20 protein-coding genes and 2 pseudogenes are annotated in these 20,016 nt (G+C 52.9%); 18 read left to right on the top strand and 4 right to left on the bottom strand.

All coding sequences use genetic code 11. The features are described 5' to 3' along the window. Positions 1-285: 285 nt before the first annotated feature. The 7 genes and pseudogenes from C2U41_RS27180 (at position 286) to C2U41_RS29865 (ending at position 5,878) form a co-directional block, all read left to right on the top strand. Positions 286-942, top strand: a complete 657-nt coding sequence (locus tag C2U41_RS27180) for a quinolone resistance pentapeptide repeat protein QnrA1 (RefSeq protein WP_012579084.1) — start codon at positions 286-288, stop codon at positions 940-942. Further along, positions 939-1,148, top strand: a pseudogene (locus C2U41_RS27175) (DMT family transporter); the annotation flags it as partial. The gene C2U41_RS27180 and the pseudogene C2U41_RS27175, both read left to right, overlap by 4 nt. Beyond that, entirely contained in the window at positions 1,142-1,981 is an 840-nt protein-coding gene (gene sul1 / locus C2U41_RS27170; protein ID WP_000259031.1) for a sulfonamide-resistant dihydropteroate synthase Sul1, read from the top strand. The pseudogene C2U41_RS27175 and the gene sul1 (C2U41_RS27170), both read left to right, overlap by 7 nt. Before the next feature lie 404 nt (positions 1,982-2,385). Further along, positions 2,386-3,927: an IS91-like element ISCR1 family transposase gene (locus C2U41_RS27165; RefSeq protein WP_000050481.1), complete on the top strand. Its 1,542-nt coding sequence runs from the start codon at positions 2,386-2,388 to the stop codon at positions 3,925-3,927. Between the two features lie 301 nt (positions 3,928-4,228). Next, a complete protein-coding gene (locus C2U41_RS27160; protein WP_000645230.1) occupies positions 4,229-4,693 on the top strand; it encodes a BRCT domain-containing protein in 465 nt (154 codons plus the stop codon). Next, positions 4,693-5,262, top strand: a complete 570-nt coding sequence (gene dfrA19 / locus C2U41_RS27155) for a trimethoprim-resistant dihydrofolate reductase DfrA19 (protein ID WP_000019304.1) — start codon at positions 4,693-4,695, stop codon at positions 5,260-5,262. Before C2U41_RS27160 ends, dfrA19 begins: the two co-directional genes overlap by 1 nt. Positions 5,263-5,272: 10 nt before the next feature. Beyond that, entirely contained in the window at positions 5,273-5,878 is a 606-nt protein-coding gene (locus tag C2U41_RS29865) for a hypothetical protein (RefSeq protein WP_048228299.1), read from the top strand. Here the strand turns inward: C2U41_RS29865 and intI1 (C2U41_RS27145) are convergent. Next, positions 5,865-6,878 (bottom strand): class 1 integron integrase IntI1, encoded by a 1,014-nt coding sequence (intI1, locus tag C2U41_RS27145; RefSeq protein WP_000845039.1) that lies wholly within the window; start codon positions 6,876-6,878, stop codon positions 5,865-5,867. The two genes, C2U41_RS29865 and intI1 (C2U41_RS27145), sit on opposite strands and share 14 nt — an antisense overlap. A gap of 145 nt (positions 6,879-7,023) precedes the next feature. On the opposite strand from intI1 (C2U41_RS27145), the gene aadB reads away from it, so the two are divergent. The 9 genes from aadB (at position 7,024) to C2U41_RS27085 (ending at position 15,082) form a co-directional block, all read left to right on the top strand. Continuing rightward, positions 7,024-7,557, top strand: coding sequence for an aminoglycoside nucleotidyltransferase ANT(2'')-Ia (gene aadB, locus C2U41_RS27140; protein ID WP_000381802.1), 534 nt, complete (start codon positions 7,024-7,026; stop codon positions 7,555-7,557). 82 nt (positions 7,558-7,639) lie between these two features. Further along, positions 7,640-8,272 (top strand): type B-3 chloramphenicol O-acetyltransferase CatB3, encoded by a 633-nt coding sequence (locus C2U41_RS27135; protein ID WP_000186237.1) that lies wholly within the window; start codon positions 7,640-7,642, stop codon positions 8,270-8,272. Positions 8,273-8,428: 156 nt separating this feature from the next. After that, on the top strand, positions 8,429-8,776 hold the full coding sequence (locus C2U41_RS27130; protein WP_000679427.1) for a quaternary ammonium compound efflux SMR transporter QacE delta 1: 348 nt from the start codon (positions 8,429-8,431) through the stop codon (positions 8,774-8,776). Further along, a complete protein-coding gene (gene sul1, locus C2U41_RS27125) occupies positions 8,770-9,609 on the top strand; it encodes a sulfonamide-resistant dihydropteroate synthase Sul1 (protein WP_000259032.1) in 840 nt (279 codons plus the stop codon). Before C2U41_RS27130 ends, sul1 (C2U41_RS27125) begins: the two co-directional genes overlap by 7 nt. A 174-nt stretch (positions 9,610-9,783) precedes the next feature. After that, complete coding sequence (locus C2U41_RS27110) at positions 9,784-10,548, top strand: IS6-like element IS6100 family transposase (RefSeq protein WP_001389365.1); 765 nt, start codon at positions 9,784-9,786, stop codon at positions 10,546-10,548. Positions 10,549-10,724: 176 nt separating this feature from the next. Continuing rightward, on the top strand, positions 10,725-11,429 hold the full coding sequence (locus C2U41_RS27100; RefSeq protein WP_001067855.1) for an IS6-like element IS26 family transposase: 705 nt from the start codon (positions 10,725-10,727) through the stop codon (positions 11,427-11,429). Positions 11,430-11,878: 449 nt separating this feature from the next. After that, positions 11,879-13,354 (top strand): ABC-F type ribosomal protection protein Msr(E), encoded by a 1,476-nt coding sequence (gene msr(E), locus C2U41_RS27095; protein WP_103849482.1) that lies wholly within the window; start codon positions 11,879-11,881, stop codon positions 13,352-13,354. A 55-nt stretch (positions 13,355-13,409) separates the two neighbouring features. Next, the gene (locus C2U41_RS27090) at positions 13,410-14,294 is read left to right on the top strand and encodes an Mph(E) family macrolide 2'-phosphotransferase (RefSeq protein WP_000155092.1); all 885 of its coding nucleotides are present in this window, start codon (positions 13,410-13,412) and stop codon (positions 14,292-14,294) included. A gap of 83 nt (positions 14,295-14,377) precedes the next feature. After that, entirely contained in the window at positions 14,378-15,082 is a 705-nt protein-coding gene (locus C2U41_RS27085) for an IS6-like element IS26 family transposase (RefSeq protein WP_001067855.1), read from the top strand. Positions 15,083-15,134: 52 nt separating this feature from the next. Here the strand turns inward: C2U41_RS27085 and intI1 (C2U41_RS27080) are convergent. Beyond that, positions 15,135-15,932, bottom strand: a pseudogene (gene intI1, locus C2U41_RS27080) (class 1 integron integrase IntI1); the annotation flags it as partial. Positions 15,933-16,033: 101 nt separating this feature from the next. Between intI1 (C2U41_RS27080) and sul1 (C2U41_RS27075) the strand changes: the two are divergent. Then, positions 16,034-16,885, top strand: a complete 852-nt coding sequence (gene sul1, locus C2U41_RS27075) for a sulfonamide-resistant dihydropteroate synthase Sul1 (protein ID WP_000946487.1) — start codon at positions 16,034-16,036, stop codon at positions 16,883-16,885. Between the two features lie 127 nt (positions 16,886-17,012). Continuing rightward, positions 17,013-17,513, top strand: coding sequence for a GNAT family N-acetyltransferase (locus C2U41_RS27065; RefSeq protein ID WP_000376623.1), 501 nt, complete (start codon positions 17,013-17,015; stop codon positions 17,511-17,513). Between the two features lie 175 nt (positions 17,514-17,688). On the opposite strand, the gene istB is transcribed toward C2U41_RS27065, so the two are convergent. Beyond that, positions 17,689-18,474 (bottom strand): IS21-like element IS1326 family helper ATPase IstB, encoded by a 786-nt coding sequence (istB, locus tag C2U41_RS27060; RefSeq protein WP_000983249.1) that lies wholly within the window; start codon positions 18,472-18,474, stop codon positions 17,689-17,691. After that, entirely contained in the window at positions 18,461-19,984 is a 1,524-nt protein-coding gene (istA, locus tag C2U41_RS27055) for an IS21-like element IS1326 family transposase (RefSeq protein ID WP_001324342.1), read from the bottom strand. Before istA ends, istB begins: the two co-directional genes overlap by 14 nt. Between the last annotated feature and the right edge of the window lie 32 nt (positions 19,985-20,016).

The following is a 20,016-nucleotide window of genomic DNA, read 5'->3' as shown; positions in this document are numbered from 1 at the left end:
CGGTGGGGCAGTTTGTATCTCTCGAGCTATCAGGCTAGAGATTTTACCGCCAAATCGAACCTTATTAGAGCGGTTTAGGCTGGACCGGCAGTTAAAATTGGGGCTTGAGCGGTAAACGAGTGAGGGAATTTCAGGTAAGATACTTCGGATGAGGAGCAAAAAGGTGGTTTATACTTCCTATACCCCTGCAAAGGTTGTTGGGAAGGCGCGAACCAACCCCATGTTTGCCTGCCTAGGCAAAGCTCGCCGAAAGAGTTAGCACCCTCCCTGATTAAAGGAAGCCGTATGGATATTATTGATAAAGTTTTTCAGCAAGAGGATTTCTCACGCCAGGATTTGAGTGACAGCCGTTTTCGCCGCTGCCGCTTTTATCAGTGTGACTTCAGCCACTGTCAGCTGCAGGATGCCAGTTTCGAGGATTGCAGTTTCATTGAAAGCGGCGCCGTTGAAGGGTGTCACTTCAGCTATGCCGATCTGCGCGATGCCAGTTTCAAGGCCTGCCGTCTGTCTTTGGCCAACTTCAGCGGTGCCAACTGCTTTGGCATAGAGTTCAGGGAGTGCGATCTCAAGGGCGCCAACTTTTCCCGGGCCCGCTTCTACAATCAAGTCAGCCATAAGATGTACTTCTGCTCGGCTTATATCTCAGGTTGCAACCTGGCCTATACCAACTTGAGTGGCCAATGCCTGGAAAAATGCGAGCTGTTTGAAAACAACTGGAGCAATGCCAATCTCAGCGGCGCTTCCTTGATGGGCTCAGATCTCAGCCGCGGCACCTTCTCCCGCGACTGTTGGCAACAGGTCAATCTGCGGGGCTGTGACCTAACCTTTGCCGATCTGGATGGGCTCGACCCCAGACGGGTCAACCTCGAAGGAGTCAAGATCTGTGCCTGGCAACAGGAGCAACTGCTGGAACCCTTGGGAGTAATAGTGCTGCCGGATTAGCTCTGGTTCTGAAATCCATCCCTGTCGGTGTTGCTTATGCAGTCTGGTCGGGACTCGGCGTCGTCATAATTACAGCCATTGCCTGGTTGCTTCATGGGCAAAAGCTTGATGCGTGGGGCTTTGTAGGTATGGGGCTCATAATTGCTGCCTTTTTGCTCGCCCGATCCCCATCGTGGAAGTCGCTGCGGAGGCCGACGCCATGGTGACGGTGTTCGGCATTCTGAATCTCACCGAGGACTCCTTCTTCGATGAGAGCCGGCGGCTAGACCCCGCCGGCGCTGTCACCGCGGCGATCGAAATGCTGCGAGTCGGATCAGACGTCGTGGATGTCGGACCGGCCGCCAGCCATCCGGACGCGAGGCCTGTATCGCCGGCCGATGAGATCAGACGTATTGCGCCGCTCTTAGACGCCCTGTCCGATCAGATGCACCGTGTTTCAATCGACAGCTTCCAACCGGAAACCCAGCGCTATGCGCTCAAGCGCGGCGTGGGCTACCTGAACGATATCCAAGGATTTCCTGACCCTGCGCTCTATCCCGATATTGCTGAGGCGGACTGCAGGCTGGTGGTTATGCACTCAGCGCAGCGGGATGGCATCGCCACCCGCACCGGTCACCTTCGACCCGAAGACGCGCTCGACGAGATTGTGCGGTTCTTCGAGGCGCGGGTTTCCGCCTTGCGACGGAGCGGGGTCGCTGCCGACCGGCTCATCCTCGATCCGGGGATGGGATTTTTCTTGAGCCCCGCACCGGAAACATCGCTGCACGTGCTGTCGAACCTTCAAAAGCTGAAGTCGGCGTTGGGGCTTCCGCTATTGGTCTCGGTGTCGCGGAAATCCTTCTTGGGCGCCACCGTTGGCCTTCCTGTAAAGGATCTGGGTCCAGCGAGCCTTGCGGCGGAACTTCACGCGATCGGCAATGGCGCTGACTACGTCCGCACCCACGCGCCTGGAGATCTGCGAAGCGCAATCACCTTCTCGGAAACCCTCGCGAAATTTCGCAGTCGCGACGCCAGAGACCGAGGGTTAGATCATGCCTAGCATTCACCTTCCGGCCGCCCGCTAAATATCTCCTTTTGGGTTGTTAATAAAACATCCAATAAGTTGACTGTGCGTGAAAAAGAAAGTTTTGTGTGATGGCGTTGAAGATCGCACCGTTAAGCTCTTATGTGGGATGGTGCAGAGCTCGACGACTACCGATAAAACGCAACCGCCGCAAACAGACAAGAAAAAGCCCCAACTGATAACAGTTGGGGCTTCAGTATTGTGATTGGTGGAGCAATAGCACCCTGAACCCAAAACCTTCTCGCTCAACCGGTAGTGGCTGATAACAACTCGTGAGGGCTATTGCGGGTTAAGCATTTAGCGATGTCTAGGGCCAGACTGGACGTCTGAACGCAAGCCGCTGATACTGTACATAACCACAGTATCAGCGGAGGATACCCATGTCGCTGGCAAGGAACGCCACGGCGAGTCAATCGCCCACTCAAACAAACGGTTACGAACGCCACCAACCCGACCAGACGCTGCTCTACCAGCTGGTTGAGCAGCACTACCCAGCCTTCAAAGCCTCACTCGAAGCCCAAGGTCAACACCTGCCTCGCTACATCCAACAAGAATTCAACGACCTCCTCCAATGTGGCCGTCTGGAGTATGGTTTCATGCGGGTTCGCTGCGAGGATTGTCATCACGAGCGTCTGGTCGCCTTCAGCTGTAAACGACGCGGCTTTTGCCCTAGCTGCGGTGCCCGCCGGATGGCCGAGAGTGCGGCGCTGCTGATAGACGAAGTCTTCCCCAAGGAGCCCATTCGCCAGTGGGTGCTCAGCTTTCCTTTCCAGCTACGCTTTTTGCTGGCTCGCCATCCCCAGCTGATGGGCCAGGTCTTGAGTATCGTCTATCGTACACTCTCAACTCATCTGATCAAAAAAGCCGGTTACACCAAAGCCTCTGCACAAACTGGCTCAGTGACTCTTATCCAACGCTTTGGCTCCGCGCTAAATCTCAATGTCCACTACCACATGCTGTTTCTCGATGGTGTCTATGCCGAAGATGACTATGGCAAGCAACGCTTCCATCGTGTCAAGGCACCCACTTACGATGAGCTGAATACGCTCGCTCACACCCTCAGCCATCGCATCGCTCGCTGCATGGAAAAGCGTGGGATTTTGGAGCGTGATGCCGAGAATACGTGGTTGACACTGGAAGAGGGCGAAGACGATACGCTGACTCAATTACATGGTGCTTCGGTTACGTATCGCATTGCCGTCGGCCCCCAGCAAGGGCGCAAAGTCTTCACCCTGCAAACCTTGCCAGGGCGTGAGGATAAAGCCGACTCAAGCAGTCGAGTAGCCAACCATGCTGGTTTCTCGCTACACGCCGGTGTGATGGCCGAAGCGCATCAGCGGGATAAGCTTGAGCGCTTGTGTCGCTACATTAGTCGGCCAGCGGTTTCAGAAAAACGTCTGGCATTAACCGCCAATGGGCAGGTGCGTTACGAGCTCAAAACTCCGTACCGCAATGGCACCACCCATGTGATCTTCGAGCCGCTGGACTTCATCGCCAAACTCGCTGCGTTGGTACCTAAGCCGCGAGTCAACCTCACACGCTTCCACGGCGTCTTTGCACCGAACAGCAAACACCGAGTTCAAGTAACACCCGCCAAGCGGGGCAAGAAGCCCGACAAATCGGAAGGTCTCGATACTAACTGGCGTGACAAGAGTCCTGCAGAGCGCCACCGCGCCATGACCTGGATGCAACGCCTCAAGCGAGTCTTCAATATTGATATTGAAGTCTGCGAACACTGCGGCGGTCACGTCAAAGTGATTGCCAGCATCGAAGATCCGAAGGTCATTGAGCAGATTCTCAAGCATCTGAAACAGAAAACAGCCAAGGCGAATGCCGCCAAGCAGCGTGAGCTGCCACCAGAACGAGCGCCGCCACTGACTCCCAGCCTGTTCGATCCATCACAGAGTCGTCTCTTTGACTGACGACCCCAAATCCAACACTGCTCAACACTGCCAACTTTTAAACGGGGCGGTGGGGCAGTTTGTATCTCTCGAGCTATCAGGCTAGAGATTTTACCGCCAAATCGAACCTTATTAGAGCGGTTTAGGCTGGACCGGCAGTTAAAATTGGGGCTTGAGCGGTAAACGAGTGAGGGAATTTCAGGTAAGATACTTCGGATGAGGAGCAAAAAGGTGGTTTATACTTCCTATACCCAGTAGTGTTCCCCTGTCGGTTTGGTTGGGGTCGATGCCCCACTTTGGGCGCGGCGTTGGGCGCCGCAAGATGAAAGCTCTGTGTGAAGGCTTGGATATTAAGACCTTGGATGATTTCAATGCCATCACCGAAGAGCAGATCGTTAGCGTCGACAAATTCAGCTACAAAACTGCCGCAAAAGTGCTTGCAGGTATGGCTGAACATGCCGAGCTATTCAACAAGATTCAATCAATCATCGGGTTCAAACAGCAGGTCACTTCGGGGGATCGTTTTACCGGTGAGAAGATCGTGATCACCGGTTTTCGTGACGCGGCCTTGGAGAAGCTGATTGAAGCTGAGGGTGGTGAAGTGCAATCATCAGTCTCGTCGAAGACCACCATGGTGATCGCGGCATCCACTTCCGGATCTTCCGGCAAATTGAAGAAAGTGCACGATCTCAACAACAGCGGAAAGGCAAATATCAAACTGATTGATCTGGCCACCTTCCGTAAGCAATATCTGGAACAACCAGCATCGACTGGTTTGGAGTTTTAATGAGTCACCCACAACTTGAGCTAATAGTCGCTGTGGATTCTAAGTTGGGATTCGGGAAAGGCGGCAAGATTCCATGGAAATGCAAAGAAGACATGGCGCGATTTACGCGGATTTCTAAAGAGATCCGCGTGTGCGTTATGGGGAAACACACGTATACTGACATGCGTGACATGCAGTTAGAAAAGGATGGCGCCGAGGAGCGAATCAAGGAGAAAGGAATTCTCCCCGAACGCGAATCGTTCGTGATCTCCTCGACGTTAAAACAAGAAGATGTCATAGGCGCTACTGTCGTTCCTGATCTTCGTGCTGTGATCAACCTGTATGAGAATACCGATCAACGCATTGCTGTCATTGGTGGGGAGAAGTTGTACATTCAAGCTCTTTCATCAGCAACGAAACTGCACATGACCATAATTCCAAGAGAGTTCGACTGTGATCGATTTATTCCTGTTGATCCGATCCAGAACAATTTTCACATTGATTCCAGTGCCAGCGAGACTGTGGAGGCAACCGTTGATGAGACTCAAGAGCGCATTCACTTTGCTACTTACGTGCGTAACAATCAGTAACGCGCTGGCAGTGGAAGAACAAGAACCAGAAACGAAGCAGACGGTGTTGGCCGTCTGCTTCGAAACATCATTATTGGCTCGAGAACTGATCGAGAATACCATTCTTGCGGACGACATCCAAAACAATACAGAAAAGATAGCTTTGCAGTTGTCGGAGCCCCTCCCCCCAACTTATAATGGGATTATTGCTGGGCTAAACAATGCTGTCGCCATGCGTGGGACAGCAAACGTTGAATCGCCATCAAGAGCATCCACAGATTTACGTGCAGCCGTCATCGGTTTATGGTGTATAAATGACACCATAGCCGCCCTGAATCAGACTGATAATGCAGTCTTACAGGACGGCGAGTTGCAACAAACACTTGTCGATTATTACAACAACTTATTGGCTGACATCGTTTGTCGTTTTCAGAAGACGGCTGCACTGAACGTCAGAAGCCGACTGCACTATAGCAGCGGAGGGGTTGGATCCATCAGGCAACGACGGGCTGCTGCCGGCCATCAGCGGACGCAGGGAGGACTTTCCGCAACCGGCCGTTCGATGCGGCACCGATGGCCTTCGCGCAGGGGTAGTGAATCCGCCAGGATTGACTTGCGCTGCCCTACCTCTCACTAGTGAGGGGCGGCAGCGCATCAAGCGGTGAGCGCACTCCGGCACCGCCAACTTTCAGCACATGCGTGTAAATCATCGTCGTAGAGACGTCGGAATGGCCGAGCAGATCCTGCACGGTTCGAATGTCGTAACCGCTGCGGAGCAAGGCCGTCGCGAACGAGTGGCGGAGGGTGTGCGGTGTGGCGGGCTTCGTGATGCCTGCTTGTTCTACGGCACGTTTGAAGGCGCGCTGAAAGGTCTGGTCATACATGTGATGGCGACGCACGACACCGCTCCGTGGATCGGTCGAATGCGTGTGCTGCGCAAAAACCCAGAACCACGGCCAGGAATGCCCGGCGCGCGGATACTTCCGCTCAAGGGCGTCGGGAAGCGCAACGCCGCTGCGGCCCTCGGCCTGGTCCTTCAGCCACCATGCCCGTGCACGCGACAGCTGCTCGCGCAGGCTGGGTGCCAAGCTCTCGGGTAACATCAAGGCCCGATCCTTGGAGCCCTTGCCCTCCCGCACGATGATCGTGCCGTGATCGAAATCCAGATCCTTGACCCGCAGTTGCAAACCCTCACTGATCCGCATGCCCGTTCCATACAGAAGCTGGGCGAACAAACGATGCTCGCCTTCCAGAAAACCGAGGATGCGAACCACTTCATCCGGGGTCAGCACCACCGGCAAGCGCCGCGACGGCCGAGGTCTTCCGATCTCCTGAAGCCAGGGCAGATCCGTGCACAGCACCTTGCCGTAGAAGAACAGCAAGGCCGCCAATGCCTGACGATGCGTGGAGACCGAAACCTTGCGCTCGTTCGCCAGCCAGGACAGAAATGCCTCGACTTCGCTGCTGCCCAAGGTTGCCGGGTGACGCACACCGTGGAAACGGATGAAGGCACGAACCCAGTGGACATAAGCCTGTTCGGTTGGTAAGCTGTAATGCAAGTAGCGTATGCGCTCACGCAACTGGTCCAGAACCTTGACCGAACGCAGCGGTGGTAACGGCGCAGTGGCGGTTTTCATGGCTTGTTATGACTGTTTTTTTGTACAGTCTATGCCTCGGGCATCCAAGCAGCAAGCGCGTTACGCCGTGGGTCGATGTTTGATGTTATGGAGCAGCAACGATGTTACGCAGCAGGGCAGTCGCCCTAAAACAAAGTTAGGCCGCATGGACACAACGCAGGTCACATTGATACACAAAATTCTAGCTGCGGCAGATGAGCGAAATCTGCCGCTCTGGATCGGTGGGGGCTGGGCGATCGATGCACGGCTAGGGCGTGTAACACGCAAGCACGATGATATTGATCTGACGTTTCCCGGCGAGAGGCGCGGCGAGCTCGAGGCAATAGTTGAAATGCTCGGCGGGCGCGTCATGGAGGAGTTGGACTATGGATTCTTAGCGGAGATCGGGGATGAGTTACTTGACTGCGAACCTGCTTGGTGGGCAGACGAAGCGTATGAAATCGCGGAGGCTCCGCAGGGCTCGTGCCCAGAGGCGGCTGAGGGCGTCATCGCCGGGCGGCCAGTCCGTTGTAACAGCTGGGAGGCGATCATCTGGGATTACTTTTACTATGCCGATGAAGTACCACCAGTGGACTGGCCTACAAAGCACATAGAGTCCTACAGGCTCGCATGCACCTCACTCGGGGCGGAAAAGGTTGAGGTCTTGCGTGCCGCTTTCAGGTCGCGATATGCGGCCTAACAATTCGTCCAAGCCGACGCCGCTTCGCGGCGCGGCTTAACTCAGGTGTTAGACGGCAAAGTCACAGACCGCGGGATCTCTTATGACCAACTACTTTGATAGCCCCTTCAAAGGCAAGCTGCTTTCTGAGCAAGTGAAGAACCCCAATATCAAAGTTGGGCGGTACAGCTATTACTCTGGCTACTATCATGGGCACTCATTCGATGACTGCGCACGGTATCTGTTTCCGGACCGTGATGACGTTGATAAGTTGATCATCGGTAGTTTCTGCTCTATCGGGAGTGGGGCTTCCTTTATCATGGCTGGCAATCAGGGGCATCGGTACGACTGGGCATCATCTTTCCCGTTCTTTTATATGCAGGAAGAACCTGCATTCTCAAGCGCACTCGATGCCTTCCAAAAAGCAGGTAATACTGTCATTGGCAATGACGTTTGGATCGGCTCTGAGGCAATGGTCATGCCCGGAATCAAGATCGGGCACGGTGCGGTGATAGGCAGCCGCTCGTTGGTGACAAAAGATGTGGAGCCTTACGCTATCGTTGGCGGCAATCCCGCTAAGAAGATTAAGAAACGCTTCACCGATGAGGAAATTTCATTGCTTCTGGAGATGGAGTGGTGGAATTGGTCACTGGAGAAGATCAAAGCGGCAATGCCCATGCTGTGCTCGTCTAATATTGTTGGCCTGCACAAGTATTGGCTCGAGTTTGCCGTCTAACAATTCAATCAAGCCGATGCCGCTTCGCGGCACGGCTTATTTCAGGCGTTAGATGCACTAAGCACATAATTGCTCACAGCCAAACTATCAGGTCAAGTCTGCTTTTATTATTTTTAAGCGTGCATAATAAGCCCTACACAAATTGGGAGATATATCATGAAAGGCTGGCTTTTTCTTGTTATCGCAATAGTTGGCGAAGTAATCGCAACATCCGCATTAAAATCTAGCGAGGGCTTTACTAAGCTTGCCCCTTCCGCCGTTGTCATAATCGGTTATGGCATCGCATTTTATTTTCTTTCTCTGGTTCTGAAATCCATCCCTGTCGGTGTTGCTTATGCAGTCTGGTCGGGACTCGGCGTCGTCATAATTACAGCCATTGCCTGGTTGCTTCATGGGCAAAAGCTTGATGCGTGGGGCTTTGTAGGTATGGGGCTCATAATTGCTGCCTTTTTGCTCGCCCGATCCCCATCGTGGAAGTCGCTGCGGAGGCCGACGCCATGGTGACGGTGTTCGGCATTCTGAATCTCACCGAGGACTCCTTCTTCGATGAGAGCCGGCGGCTAGACCCCGCCGGCGCTGTCACCGCGGCGATCGAAATGCTGCGAGTCGGATCAGACGTCGTGGATGTCGGACCGGCCGCCAGCCATCCGGACGCGAGGCCTGTATCGCCGGCCGATGAGATCAGACGTATTGCGCCGCTCTTAGACGCCCTGTCCGATCAGATGCACCGTGTTTCAATCGACAGCTTCCAACCGGAAACCCAGCGCTATGCGCTCAAGCGCGGCGTGGGCTACCTGAACGATATCCAAGGATTTCCTGACCCTGCGCTCTATCCCGATATTGCTGAGGCGGACTGCAGGCTGGTGGTTATGCACTCAGCGCAGCGGGATGGCATCGCCACCCGCACCGGTCACCTTCGACCCGAAGACGCGCTCGACGAGATTGTGCGGTTCTTCGAGGCGCGGGTTTCCGCCTTGCGACGGAGCGGGGTCGCTGCCGACCGGCTCATCCTCGATCCGGGGATGGGATTTTTCTTGAGCCCCGCACCGGAAACATCGCTGCACGTGCTGTCGAACCTTCAAAAGCTGAAGTCGGCGTTGGGGCTTCCGCTATTGGTCTCGGTGTCGCGGAAATCCTTCTTGGGCGCCACCGTTGGCCTTCCTGTAAAGGATCTGGGTCCAGCGAGCCTTGCGGCGGAACTTCACGCGATCGGCAATGGCGCTGACTACGTCCGCACCCACGCGCCTGGAGATCTGCGAAGCGCAATCACCATCTCGGAAACCCTCGCGAAATTTCGCAGTCGCGACGCCAGAGACCGAGGGTTAGATCATGCCTAGCATTCACCTTCCGGCCGCCCGCTAGCGGACCCTGGTCAGGTTCCGCGAAGGTGGGCGCAGACATGCTGGGCTCGTCAGGATCAAACTGCACTATGAGGCGGCGGTTCATACCGGGCTCTGTTGCAAAAATCGTGAAGCTTGAGCATGCTTGGCGGAGATTGGACGGACGGAACGATGACGGATTTCAAGTGGCGCCATTTCCAGGGTGATGTGATCCTGTGGGCGGTGCGCTGGTATTGTCGCTATCCGATCAGCTATCGCGACCTTGAGGAAATGCTGGCGGAACGCGGCATTTCGGTCGACCATACGACGATCTATCGCTGGGTCCAGTGCTACGCCCCGGAGATGGAGAAGCGGCTGCGCTGGTTCTGGCGGCGTGGCTTTGATCCGAGCTGGCGCCTGGATGAAACCTACGTCAAGGTGCGGGGCAAGTGGACCTACCTGTACCGGGCAGTCGACAAGCGGGGCGACACGATCGATTTCTACCTGTCGCCGACCCGCAGCGCCAAGGCAGCGAAGCGGTTCCTGGGCAAGGCCCTGCGAGGCCTGAAGCACTGGGAAAAGCCTGCCACGCTCAATACCGACAAAGCGCCGAGCTATGGTGCAGCGATCACCGAATTGAAGCGCGAAGGAAAGCTGGACCGGGAGACGGCCCACCGGCAGGTGAAGTATCTCAATAACGTGATCGAGGCCGATCACGGAAAGCTCAAGATACTGATCAAGCCGGTGCGCGGTTTCAAATCGATCCCCACGGCCTATGCCACGATCAAGGGATTCGAAGTCATGCGAGCCCTGCGCAAAGGACAGGCTCGCCCCTGGTGCCTGCAGCCCGGCATCAGGGGCGAGGTGCGCCTTGTGGAGAGAGCTTTTGGCATTGGGCCCTCGGCGCTGACGGAGGCCATGGGCATGCTCAACCACCATTTCGCAGCAGCCGCCTGATCGGCGCAGAGCGACAGCCTACCTCTGACTGCCGCCAATCTTTGCAACAGAGCCTCCGTCGCCATGCTCACCTCGCTTTGGTGCACACGAGTATTGAGCATAGTCGAGATTGGGGCACTGTTGCAAATAGTCGGTGGTGATAAACTTATCATCCCCTTTTGCTGATGGAGCTGCACATGAACCCATTCAAAGGCCGGCATTTTCAGCGTGACATCATTCTGTGGGCCGTACGCTGGTACTGCAAATACGGCATCAGTTACCGTGAGCTGCAGGAGATGCTGGCTGAACGCGGAGTGAATGTCGATCACTCCACGATTTACCGCTGGGTTCAGCGTTATGCGCCTGAAATGGAAAAACGGCTGCGCTGGTACTGGCGTAACCCTTCCGATCTTTGCCCGTGGCACATGGATGAAACCTACGTGAAGGTCAATGGCCGCTGGGCGTATCTGTACCGGGCCGTCGACAGCCGGGGCCGCACTGTCGATTTTTATCTCTCCTCCCGTCGTAACAGCAAAGCTGCATACCGGTTTCTGGGTAAAATCCTCAACAACGTGAAGAAGTGGCAGATCCCGCGATTCATCAACACGGATAAAGCGCCCGCCTATGGTCGCGCGCTTGCTCTGCTCAAACGCGAAGGCCGGTGCCCGTCTGACGTTGAACACCGACAGATTAAGTACCGGAACAACGTGATTGAATGCGATCATGGCAAACTGAAACGGATAATCGGCGCCACGCTGGGATTTAAATCCATGAAGACGGCTTACGCCACCATCAAAGGTATTGAGGTGATGCGTGCACTACGCAAAGGCCAGGCCTCAGCATTTTATTATGGTGATCCCCTGGGCGAAATGCGCCTGGTAAGCAGAGTTTTTGAAATGTAAGGCCTTTGAATAAGACAAAAGGCTGCCTCATCGCTAACTTTGCAACAGTGCCTAAAATAAGCCTTATATCCAAGCATAAAACAAGGTTGTCTAGACTTCTTTTAACAGTAAAGTTATCATAAAACTGAATTTTATTTTTTAGGTAAGTTTATGCATTCTATCCGCATTCGTTAAGACACAACTATTTGCATAGTGACACTATTTTATAATGGTGGGCTTTTGTTGTGTCTTTAAGAATATATGCGGATATATAAAGTAAAAGTATGCTTAATTTATAAGTATGCTTTTAGTGCATAGTTTCCAGTTATAACTTAATTGACTAGCTATTTGTCCACCCTGTGGATGAATAGCTTTTTTTTTGGGAGGACACTGTGATGCTAGCTTTTGTTTTCACCTAAATCCTGTTTGCTGCATAAAAAATTTCAAGAGCTAAACAGGAGTAAATAAAAATGAGTTTAATTATTAAAGCGAGAAACATACGCTTGGATTATGCTGGGCGTGATGTTTTGGATATTGATGAATTGGAAATTCACTCTTATGACCGTATTGGTCTTGTGGGTGATAACGGAGCAGGAAAGAGTAGTTTACTCAAAGTACTTAATGGCGAAATTGTTTTAGCCGAAGCGACATTACAGCGTTTTGGTGATTTTGCACATATCAGCCAACTGGGCGGAATCGAAATAGAAACGGTCGAAGACCGGGCAATGTTATCTCGCCTTGGTGTTTCCAATGTACAAAACGACACAATGAGTGGCGGAGAGGAAACTCGTGCAAAAATTGCTGCCGCATTTTCCCAACAAGTACATGGCATTCTAGCGGATGAACCAACCAGCCACCTTGATCTCAATGGAATAGATCTACTTATTGGTCAACTTAAAGCATTTGATGGAGCATTACTTGTTATCAGTCATGACCGATATTTTCTTGATATGGTTGTAGACAAGATATGGGAGTTAAAAGACGGTAAAATTACGGAATATTGGGGTGGTTACTCGGATTACTTGCGTCAAAAAGAAGAAGAGCGACAACACCAAGCCGTAGAATATGAGCTGATGATGAAGGAACGGGAGCGATTAGAATCTGCTGTGCAAGAAAAACGCCAGCAAGCTAATCGATTAGACAATAAGAAAAAAGGAGAAAAATCCAAAAACTCTACCGAAAGTGCTGGACGACTTGGGCATGCAAAAATGACTGGCACCAAGCAAAGAAAACTGTATCAGGCAGCTAAGAGTATGGAAAAGCGTTTGGCTGCATTAGAAGATATTCAAGCACCAGAGCATTTGCGTTCTATTCGTTTTCGTCAAAGTTCAGCCCTAGAACTGCACAATAAGTTCCCGATTACGGCAGATGGTCTGAGCTTAAAATTTGGTAGCCGTACTATCTTTGATGACGCTAACTTTATAATACCGCTTGGCGCTAAAGTCGCTATAACTGGATCGAATGGAACAGGGAAAACGTCCTTGTTAAAAATGATATCAGAACGTGCTGATGGATTAACCATATCTCCAAAAGCTGAAATTGGCTACTTTACACAAACAGGATATAAATTTAACACGCATAAATCTGTGCTCTCCTTTATGCAGGAAGAGTGCGAGTACACAGTTGCGGAAATTCGTGCAGTATTGGCTTCAATGGGGATCGGAGCGAATGATATTCAAAAAAACTTATCCGACTTATCGGGAGGTGAAATCATCAAACTGCTTTTATCCAAAATGCTTTTAGGAAAATATAATATTTTGCTTATGGATGAACCAGGAAACTATCTTGACCTAAAAAGTGTTGCCGCATTAGAAACAATGATGAAGTCCTATGCAGGAACTATTATCTTCGTATCTCATGACAAGCAATTGGTCGATAATATTGCTGACATTATCTACGAGATCAAAGACCACAAAATCATCAAGACTTTTGAGAGAGATTGTTAATGATAGCCAATCTAATCCGAACATTAATTATTGAACTCTTTAAAGGAAATTAAAAATGACAATTCAAGATATTCAATCACTTGCTGAAGCACACGGCTTGTTGCTTACGGACAAAATGAATTTCAATGAAATGGGCATTGATTTTAAGGTCGTTTTTGCTCTTGATACAAAGGGGCAACAATGGTTGCTGCGTATTCCTCGTCGTGATGGCATGAGGGAACAAATCAAGAAAGAAAAACGCATTTTAGAATTGGTAAAAAAACATCTTTCTGTAGAGGTTCCTGATTGGAGAATTTCATCTACAGAATTAGTGGCTTATCCCATACTTAAAGATAATCCTGTTTTAAATTTGGATGCTGAAACCTATGAAATAATTTGGAATATGGACAAAGATAGCCCGAAATACATAACATCTTTGGCAAAAACCTTATTTGAAATCCATAGTATTCCTGAAAAAGAAGTTCGGGAAAATGATTTGAAAATTATGAAACCTTCAGATTTAAGACCTGAAATAGCAAACAATTTGCAGTTAGTAAAATCTGAAATTGGTATAAGTGAGCAATTGGAAACCCGCTACAGAAAATGGTTGGATAATGATGTTCTATGGGCAGATTTCACCCAATTTATACATGGCGATTTATATGCTGGGCATGTACTAGCTTCAAAGGATGGAGCTGTTTCAGGCGTTATTGATTGGTCAACAGCCCATATAGATGACCCAGCGATTGATTTTGCTGGGCATGTAACTTTGTTTGGAGAAGAAAGCCTCAAAACTCTAATCATCGAGTATGAAAAACTAGGGGGTAAAGTTTGGAATAAACTATATGAACAGACTTTAGAAAGAGCAGCGGCCTCTCCTTTGATGTATGGTTTATTTGCCTTAGAAACTCAAAATGAAAGCCTTATCGTTGGAGCAAAAGCTCAGTTGGGAGTTATATAATTTAAAAATATGATTGCTGAGGCACTGTTGCAAATAGTCGGTGGTGATAAACTTATCATCCCCTTTTGCTGATGGAGCTGCACATGAACCCATTCAAAGGCCGGCATTTTCAGCGTGACATCATTCTGTGGGCCGTACGCTGGTACTGCAAATACGGCATCAGTTACCGTGAGCTGCAGGAGATGCTGGCTGAACGCGGAGTGAATGTCGATCACTCCACGATTTACCGCTGGGTTCAGCGTTATGCGCCTGAAATGGAAAAACGGCTGCGCTGGTACTGGCGTAACCCTTCCGATCTTTGCCCGTGGCACATGGATGAAACCTACGTGAAGGTCAATGGCCGCTGGGCGTATCTGTACCGGGCCGTCGACAGCCGGGGCCGCACTGTCGATTTTTATCTCTCCTCCCGTCGTAACAGCAAAGCTGCATACCGGTTTCTGGGTAAAATCCTCAACAACGTGAAGAAGTGGCAGATCCCGCGATTCATCAACACGGATAAAGCGCCCGCCTATGGTCGCGCGCTTGCTCTGCTCAAACGCGAAGGCCGGTGCCCGTCTGACGTTGAACACCGACAGATTAAGTACCGGAACAACGTGATTGAATGCGATCATGGCAAACTGAAACGGATAATCGGCGCCACGCTGGGATTTAAATCCATGAAGACGGCTTACGCCACCATCAAAGGTATTGAGGTGATGCGTGCACTACGCAAAGGCCAGGCCTCAGCATTTTATTATGGTGATCCCCTGGGCGAAATGCGCCTGGTAAGCAGAGTTTTTGAAATGTAAGGCCTTTGAATAAGACAAAAGGCTGCCTCATCGCTAACTTTGCAACAGTGCCTTCTACGGCACGTTTGAAGGCGCGCTGAAAGGTCTGGTCATACATGTGATGGCGACGCACGACACCGCTCCGTGGATCGGTCGAATGCGTGTGCTGCGCAAAAACCCAGAACCACGGCCAGGAATGCCCGGCGCGCGGATACTTCCGCTCAAGGGCGTCGGGAAGCGCAACGCCGCTGCGGCCCTCGGCCTGGTCCTTCAGCCACCATGCCCGTGCACGCGACAGCTGCTCGCGCAGGCTGGGTGCCAAGCTCTCGGGTAACATCAAGGCCCGATCCTTGGAGCCCTTGCCCTCCCGCACGATGATCGTGCCGTGATCGAAATCCAGATCCTTGACCCGCAGTTGCAAACCCTCACTGATCCGCATGCCCGTTCCATACAGAAGCTGGGCGAACAAACGATGCTCGCCTTCCAGAAAACCGAGGATGCGAACCACTTCATCCGGGGTCAGCACCACCGGCAAGCGCCGCGACGGCCGAGGTCTTCCGATCTCCTGAAGCCAGGGCAGATCCGTGCACAGCACCTTGCCGTAGAAGAACAGCAAGGCCGCCAATGCCTGACGATGCGTGGAGACCGAAACCTTGCGCTCGTTCGCCAGCCAGGACAGAAATGCCTCGACTTCGCTGCTGCCCAAGGTTGCCGGGTGACGCACACCGTGGAAACGGATGAAGGCACGAACCCAGTGGACATAAGCCTGTTCGGTTGGTAAGCTGTAATGCAAGTAGCGTATGCGCTCACGCAACTGGTCCAGAACCTTGACCGAACGCAGCGGTGGTAACGGCGCAGTGGCGGTTTTCATGGCTTGTTATGACTGTTTTTTTGTACAGTCTATGCCTCGGGCATCCAAGCAGCAAGCGCGTTACGCCGTGGGTCGATGTTTGATGTTATGGAGCAGCAACGATGTTACGCAGCAGGGTGACGGTGTTCGGCATTCTGAATCTCACCGAGGACTCCTTCTTCGATGAGAGCCGGCGGCTAGACCCCGCCGGCGCTGTCACCGCGGCGATCGAAATGCTGCGAGTCGGATCAGACGTCGTGGATGTCGGACCGGCCGCCAGCCATCCGGACGCGAGGCCTGTATCGCCGGCCGATGAGATCAGACGTATTGCGCCGCTCTTAGACGCCCTGTCCGATCAGATGCACCGTGTTTCAATCGACAGCTTCCAACCGGAAACCCAGCGCTATGCGCTCAAGCGCGGCGTGGGCTACCTGAACGATATCCAAGGATTTCCTGACCCTGCGCTCTATCCCGATATTGCTGAGGCGGACTGCAGGCTGGTGGTTATGCACTCAGCGCAGCGGGATGGCATCGCCACCCGCACCGGTCACCTTCGACCCGAAGACGCGCTCGACGAGATTGTGCGGTTCTTCGAGGCGCGGGTTTCCGCCTTGCGACGGAGCGGGGTCGCTGCCGACCGGCTCATCCTCGATCCGGGGATGGGATTTTTCTTGAGCCCCGCACCGGAAACATCGCTGCACGTGCTGTCGAACCTTCAAAAGCTGAAGTCGGCGTTGGGGCTTCCGCTATTGGTCTCGGTGTCGCGGAAATCCTTCTTGGGCGCCACCGTTGGCCTTCCTGTAAAGGATCTGGGTCCAGCGAGCCTTGCGGCGGAACTTCACGCGATCGGCAATGGCGCTGACTACGTCCGCACCCACGCGCCTGGAGATCTGCGAAGCGCAATCACCTTCTCGGAAACCCTCGCGAAATTTCGCAGTCGCGACGCCAGAGACCGAGGGTTAGATCATGCCTAGCATTCACCTTCCGGCCGCCCGCTAGCGGACCCTGGTCAGGTTCCGCGAAGGTGGGCGCAGACATGCTGGGCTCGTCAGGATCAAACTGCACTATGAGGCGGCGGTTCATACCGCGCCAGGGGAGCGAATGGACAGCGAGGAGCCTCCGAACGTTCGGGTCGCCTGCTCGGGTGATATCGACGAGGTTGTGCGGCTGATGCACGACGCTGCGGCGTGGATGTCCGCCAAGGGAACGCCCGCCTGGGACGTCGCGCGGATCGACCGGACATTCGCGGAGACCTTCGTCCTGAGATCCGAGCTCCTAGTCGCGAGTTGCAGCGACGGCATCGTCGGCTGTTGCACCTTGTCGGCCGAGGATCCCGAGTTCTGGCCCGACGCCCTCAAGGGGGAGGCCGCATATCTGCACAAGCTCGCGGTGCGACGGACACATGCGGGCCGGGGTGTCAGCTCCGCGCTGATCGAGGCTTGCCGCCATGCCGCGCGAACGCAGGGGTGCGCCAAGCTGCGGCTCGACTGCCACCCGAACCTGCGTGGCCTATACGAGCGGCTCGGATTCACCCACGTCGACACTTTCAATCCCGGCTGGGATCCAACCTTCATCGCAGAACGCCTAGAACTCGAAATCTAACGTCCGTTCGGGCATCGAGGTCCATGTCGGGGTGGGACGGGCCCGTGGCTTCAAGATCACTTGCAGTCCGACCGCGATGTCTTGGTTGCGCGAGAGGTTGTCGATATCTGTTGATTTGCACCCAAATTTGACCCGGGATTTGCATTGAATTTTGACCCACCCCTTGTTGTCAGAATTATGTCTCGATTTTCAGTTTGCGGGTCTGTTTTTCCTCCTGCTTATTCTGAGTTGAACTGTGTTTGAAGCGGTAACTTTCATTGCCGGTTTCCAGGATGTGGCAGTGGTGGGTTAGTCGGTCCAACAACGCTGTTGTCATCTTTTCATCGCCAAACACTCGGCTCCATTCCGAGAAGCTCAAGTTGGTGGTCAGTATCACGCTGGTTTTTTCGTACAGCTTTGAGAGCAGGTGAAACAGCAGTGCCCCACCGGTTTGGCTAAAAGGCAAATATCCCAGCTCATCCAGAATCACCAAATCGGCATACAACAGACGGTTTGCGATTTGTCCCTGACGCCCAGATGATTTCTCTTGCTCCAGTGCATTGACCAAATCCACGGTGGAGAAGAAACGCACCCGTCGGTTCAAGTGCATCACTGCTTGTGTACCAATGGCTGTGGCCAGGTGAGTCTTGCCTGTGCCTGGCCCACCAATCAGCACCACGTTCTGGGCTTGTTCCATGAAGTCGCACCGGTGCAATTGTTTGACCGTGGCCTCATTAACCAGGCTTTGACTGAAGTCAAAGCCCACCAAGTCCCGATACACGGGGAACTTGGCCACCCGCAATTGATAGTTCACCGAACGTACTTCACGCTCTGCCACTTCAGCTTTAATCAAGCTGTCCAGCATGGGCAAGGCTTGATTAAATGCTGGTGAATTCTGATTGCCCAACTCCTCAATGGCGTGTGCCATGCCAAAGAGTTTCAAGGATTTGAGGATTCTCACATGGCCTTCATGCTGCATCATGGGCTCTCCTTAAACTGTCATAGCGGTTCACGTTGGCCTGTGGTTCCAATGTCAGCCTTAACCCCTTGGGAATTGGAATCGGTTTGGGTGGAGGTTCTTCGGTCAAACGTCCCAACAGATTAAGCACATGCTCCTTCGATGGCTTGCCACACTCCAATGCCAATTCCACAGCACTGAGTACCGCACCTTCATCGTGGTGCAATACAAGGGCCAGAATTTCCACCATGTCACGGTCACCGCCGGGGCGTTGCAGCAAGATGGATTGAAGCTTCTTGAACGCGGGTGGCAATTCAGCAAATGGCGCACCATTGCGCAACGCCCCAGGTTTCTTCTGAAGCACAGACAAGTAATGGTGCCAGTCGTATTGTGTGTGGCCACGCCGAGCGTGGCCACTGCCAAACAATCTTGGATGCTCGGCAATGTGTTGGCCTTCGGCAGCCATCACCAGCTTGTCTGCATAAATCCGAAGGCTGATGGCCCTGTTGGCGTAACTGGCAGGAACGCTGTAGCGATTGCCCTCGTGGTGAACAAGGCAGGTTGAAGTGACTCGCTTGGTTTGCTCCACGAATGCATCAAAGGCATTGGGTAGCGCCATCAACTCGCCTTGTTCATCGGCAAAGGCCTCTTGCACGGTTTGGTCCAATTCGGGGTGGCGCAGCTCAGACCACAGCGCTTTGCAGCGATGCTCAAGCCACACATTCAAATCAGCAAGGCTTTGAAAGTCTGGTGCCCCTTGCCACAGGCGTTGGCGGGAATCCTGCACGTTCTTCTCAATCTGGCCTTTCTCCCAACCCGATGCTGGATTACAGAACTGCGCATCAAACAGGTAGTGGCTGACCATGGCAGTGAACCGCTGATTGACCCTGCGCTCTTTGCCACGCCCCACCGAATCCACAGCGGTCTTCATGTTGTCGTAGATGCCGCGCTTGGGAATGCCACCGAAGATTTGAAAGGCATGCCAGTGGGCATCAAACAGCATTTCATGTTTTTGCTGGTAGTAAGCCCGAAGCACAAAGGCCCGGCTGTGGGCCAACTTAAACTGGGCAATCTGAAGTTTGACCTGTTTGCCCGCTATGCGGGCAAAGTCCTCACTCCAATCGAATTGGAAGGCTTCGCCACAAGCAAAGCGCAAGGGGATGAAACAACCCTTGCCCGAGGTTTGCGCCTTGAACTGTTCGGAATCTTTCCACTGTCGGGCAAAGGCACACACTCGGTCATAAGACCCGGTAAAGCCCAAAGCGACCAAATCCCGGTACATGCTGCGCAGGTTTCTGCGCAGCTTCTTTGTCTTTTTGTGCTCGGTGGAGAGCCACTGCCTTAACTTGGGCTCAAAAGGACTTAACTTGCCAACGCTGTCTCGCGCTGGGTACTGCGGTTCAACCACCTTGCTTTGCAAATACTTGCGAACGGTGTTCCTGGACAGGCCGCTTCGTCGGGCTATTTCCCGAATCGACGCACCATCGCGAAAATGCCAGCGTCGAATTGCGCTCAATATCGCCACGTTTATCACTCCTTGATTTCTCCCGCCATATCCAGACGGGA

Origin of the sequence: Citrobacter freundii complex sp. CFNIH4 (genome assembly GCF_002934505.1) — a bacterium.
GTDB lineage: Bacteria > Pseudomonadota > Gammaproteobacteria > Enterobacterales > Enterobacteriaceae > Citrobacter > Citrobacter freundii.
The sequence above is the reverse complement of the archived record's forward strand: the minus strand, read 5'-3'. Positions and strand labels throughout refer to the sequence as shown.

Excerpts from the sequence above, each read along its gene's own strand:
- C2U41_RS27180 (WP_012579084.1), top strand. The coding sequence starts at position 286 with ATGGATATTATTGATAAAGTTTTTCAGCAAGAGGATTTCTCACGCCAG.
- sul1 (WP_000259031.1), top strand. The coding sequence starts at position 1,142 with ATGGTGACGGTGTTCGGCATTCTGAATCTCACCGAGGACTCCTTCTTC.
- C2U41_RS27165 (WP_000050481.1), top strand. The coding sequence starts at position 2,386 with ATGTCGCTGGCAAGGAACGCCACGGCGAGTCAATCGCCCACTCAAACA.
- C2U41_RS27160 (WP_000645230.1), top strand. The coding sequence starts at position 4,229 with ATGAAAGCTCTGTGTGAAGGCTTGGATATTAAGACCTTGGATGATTTC.
- dfrA19 (WP_000019304.1), top strand. The coding sequence starts at position 4,693 with ATGAGTCACCCACAACTTGAGCTAATAGTCGCTGTGGATTCTAAGTTG.
- intI1 (WP_000845039.1), bottom strand. The coding sequence starts at position 6,878 with ATGAAAACCGCCACTGCGCCGTTACCACCGCTGCGTTCGGTCAAGGTT.
- aadB (WP_000381802.1), top strand. The coding sequence starts at position 7,024 with ATGGACACAACGCAGGTCACATTGATACACAAAATTCTAGCTGCGGCA.
- C2U41_RS27135 (WP_000186237.1), top strand. The coding sequence starts at position 7,640 with ATGACCAACTACTTTGATAGCCCCTTCAAAGGCAAGCTGCTTTCTGAG.
- C2U41_RS27130 (WP_000679427.1), top strand. The coding sequence starts at position 8,429 with ATGAAAGGCTGGCTTTTTCTTGTTATCGCAATAGTTGGCGAAGTAATC.
- sul1 (WP_000259032.1), top strand. The coding sequence starts at position 8,770 with ATGGTGACGGTGTTCGGCATTCTGAATCTCACCGAGGACTCCTTCTTC.
- C2U41_RS27110 (WP_001389365.1), top strand. The coding sequence starts at position 9,784 with ATGACGGATTTCAAGTGGCGCCATTTCCAGGGTGATGTGATCCTGTGG.
- C2U41_RS27100 (WP_001067855.1), top strand. The coding sequence starts at position 10,725 with ATGAACCCATTCAAAGGCCGGCATTTTCAGCGTGACATCATTCTGTGG.
- C2U41_RS27090 (WP_000155092.1), top strand. The coding sequence starts at position 13,410 with ATGACAATTCAAGATATTCAATCACTTGCTGAAGCACACGGCTTGTTG.
- C2U41_RS27085 (WP_001067855.1), top strand. The coding sequence starts at position 14,378 with ATGAACCCATTCAAAGGCCGGCATTTTCAGCGTGACATCATTCTGTGG.
- sul1 (WP_000946487.1), top strand. The coding sequence starts at position 16,034 with ATGTTACGCAGCAGGGTGACGGTGTTCGGCATTCTGAATCTCACCGAG.
- C2U41_RS27065 (WP_000376623.1), top strand. The coding sequence starts at position 17,013 with ATGGACAGCGAGGAGCCTCCGAACGTTCGGGTCGCCTGCTCGGGTGAT.
- istB (WP_000983249.1), bottom strand. The coding sequence starts at position 18,474 with ATGATGCAGCATGAAGGCCATGTGAGAATCCTCAAATCCTTGAAACTC.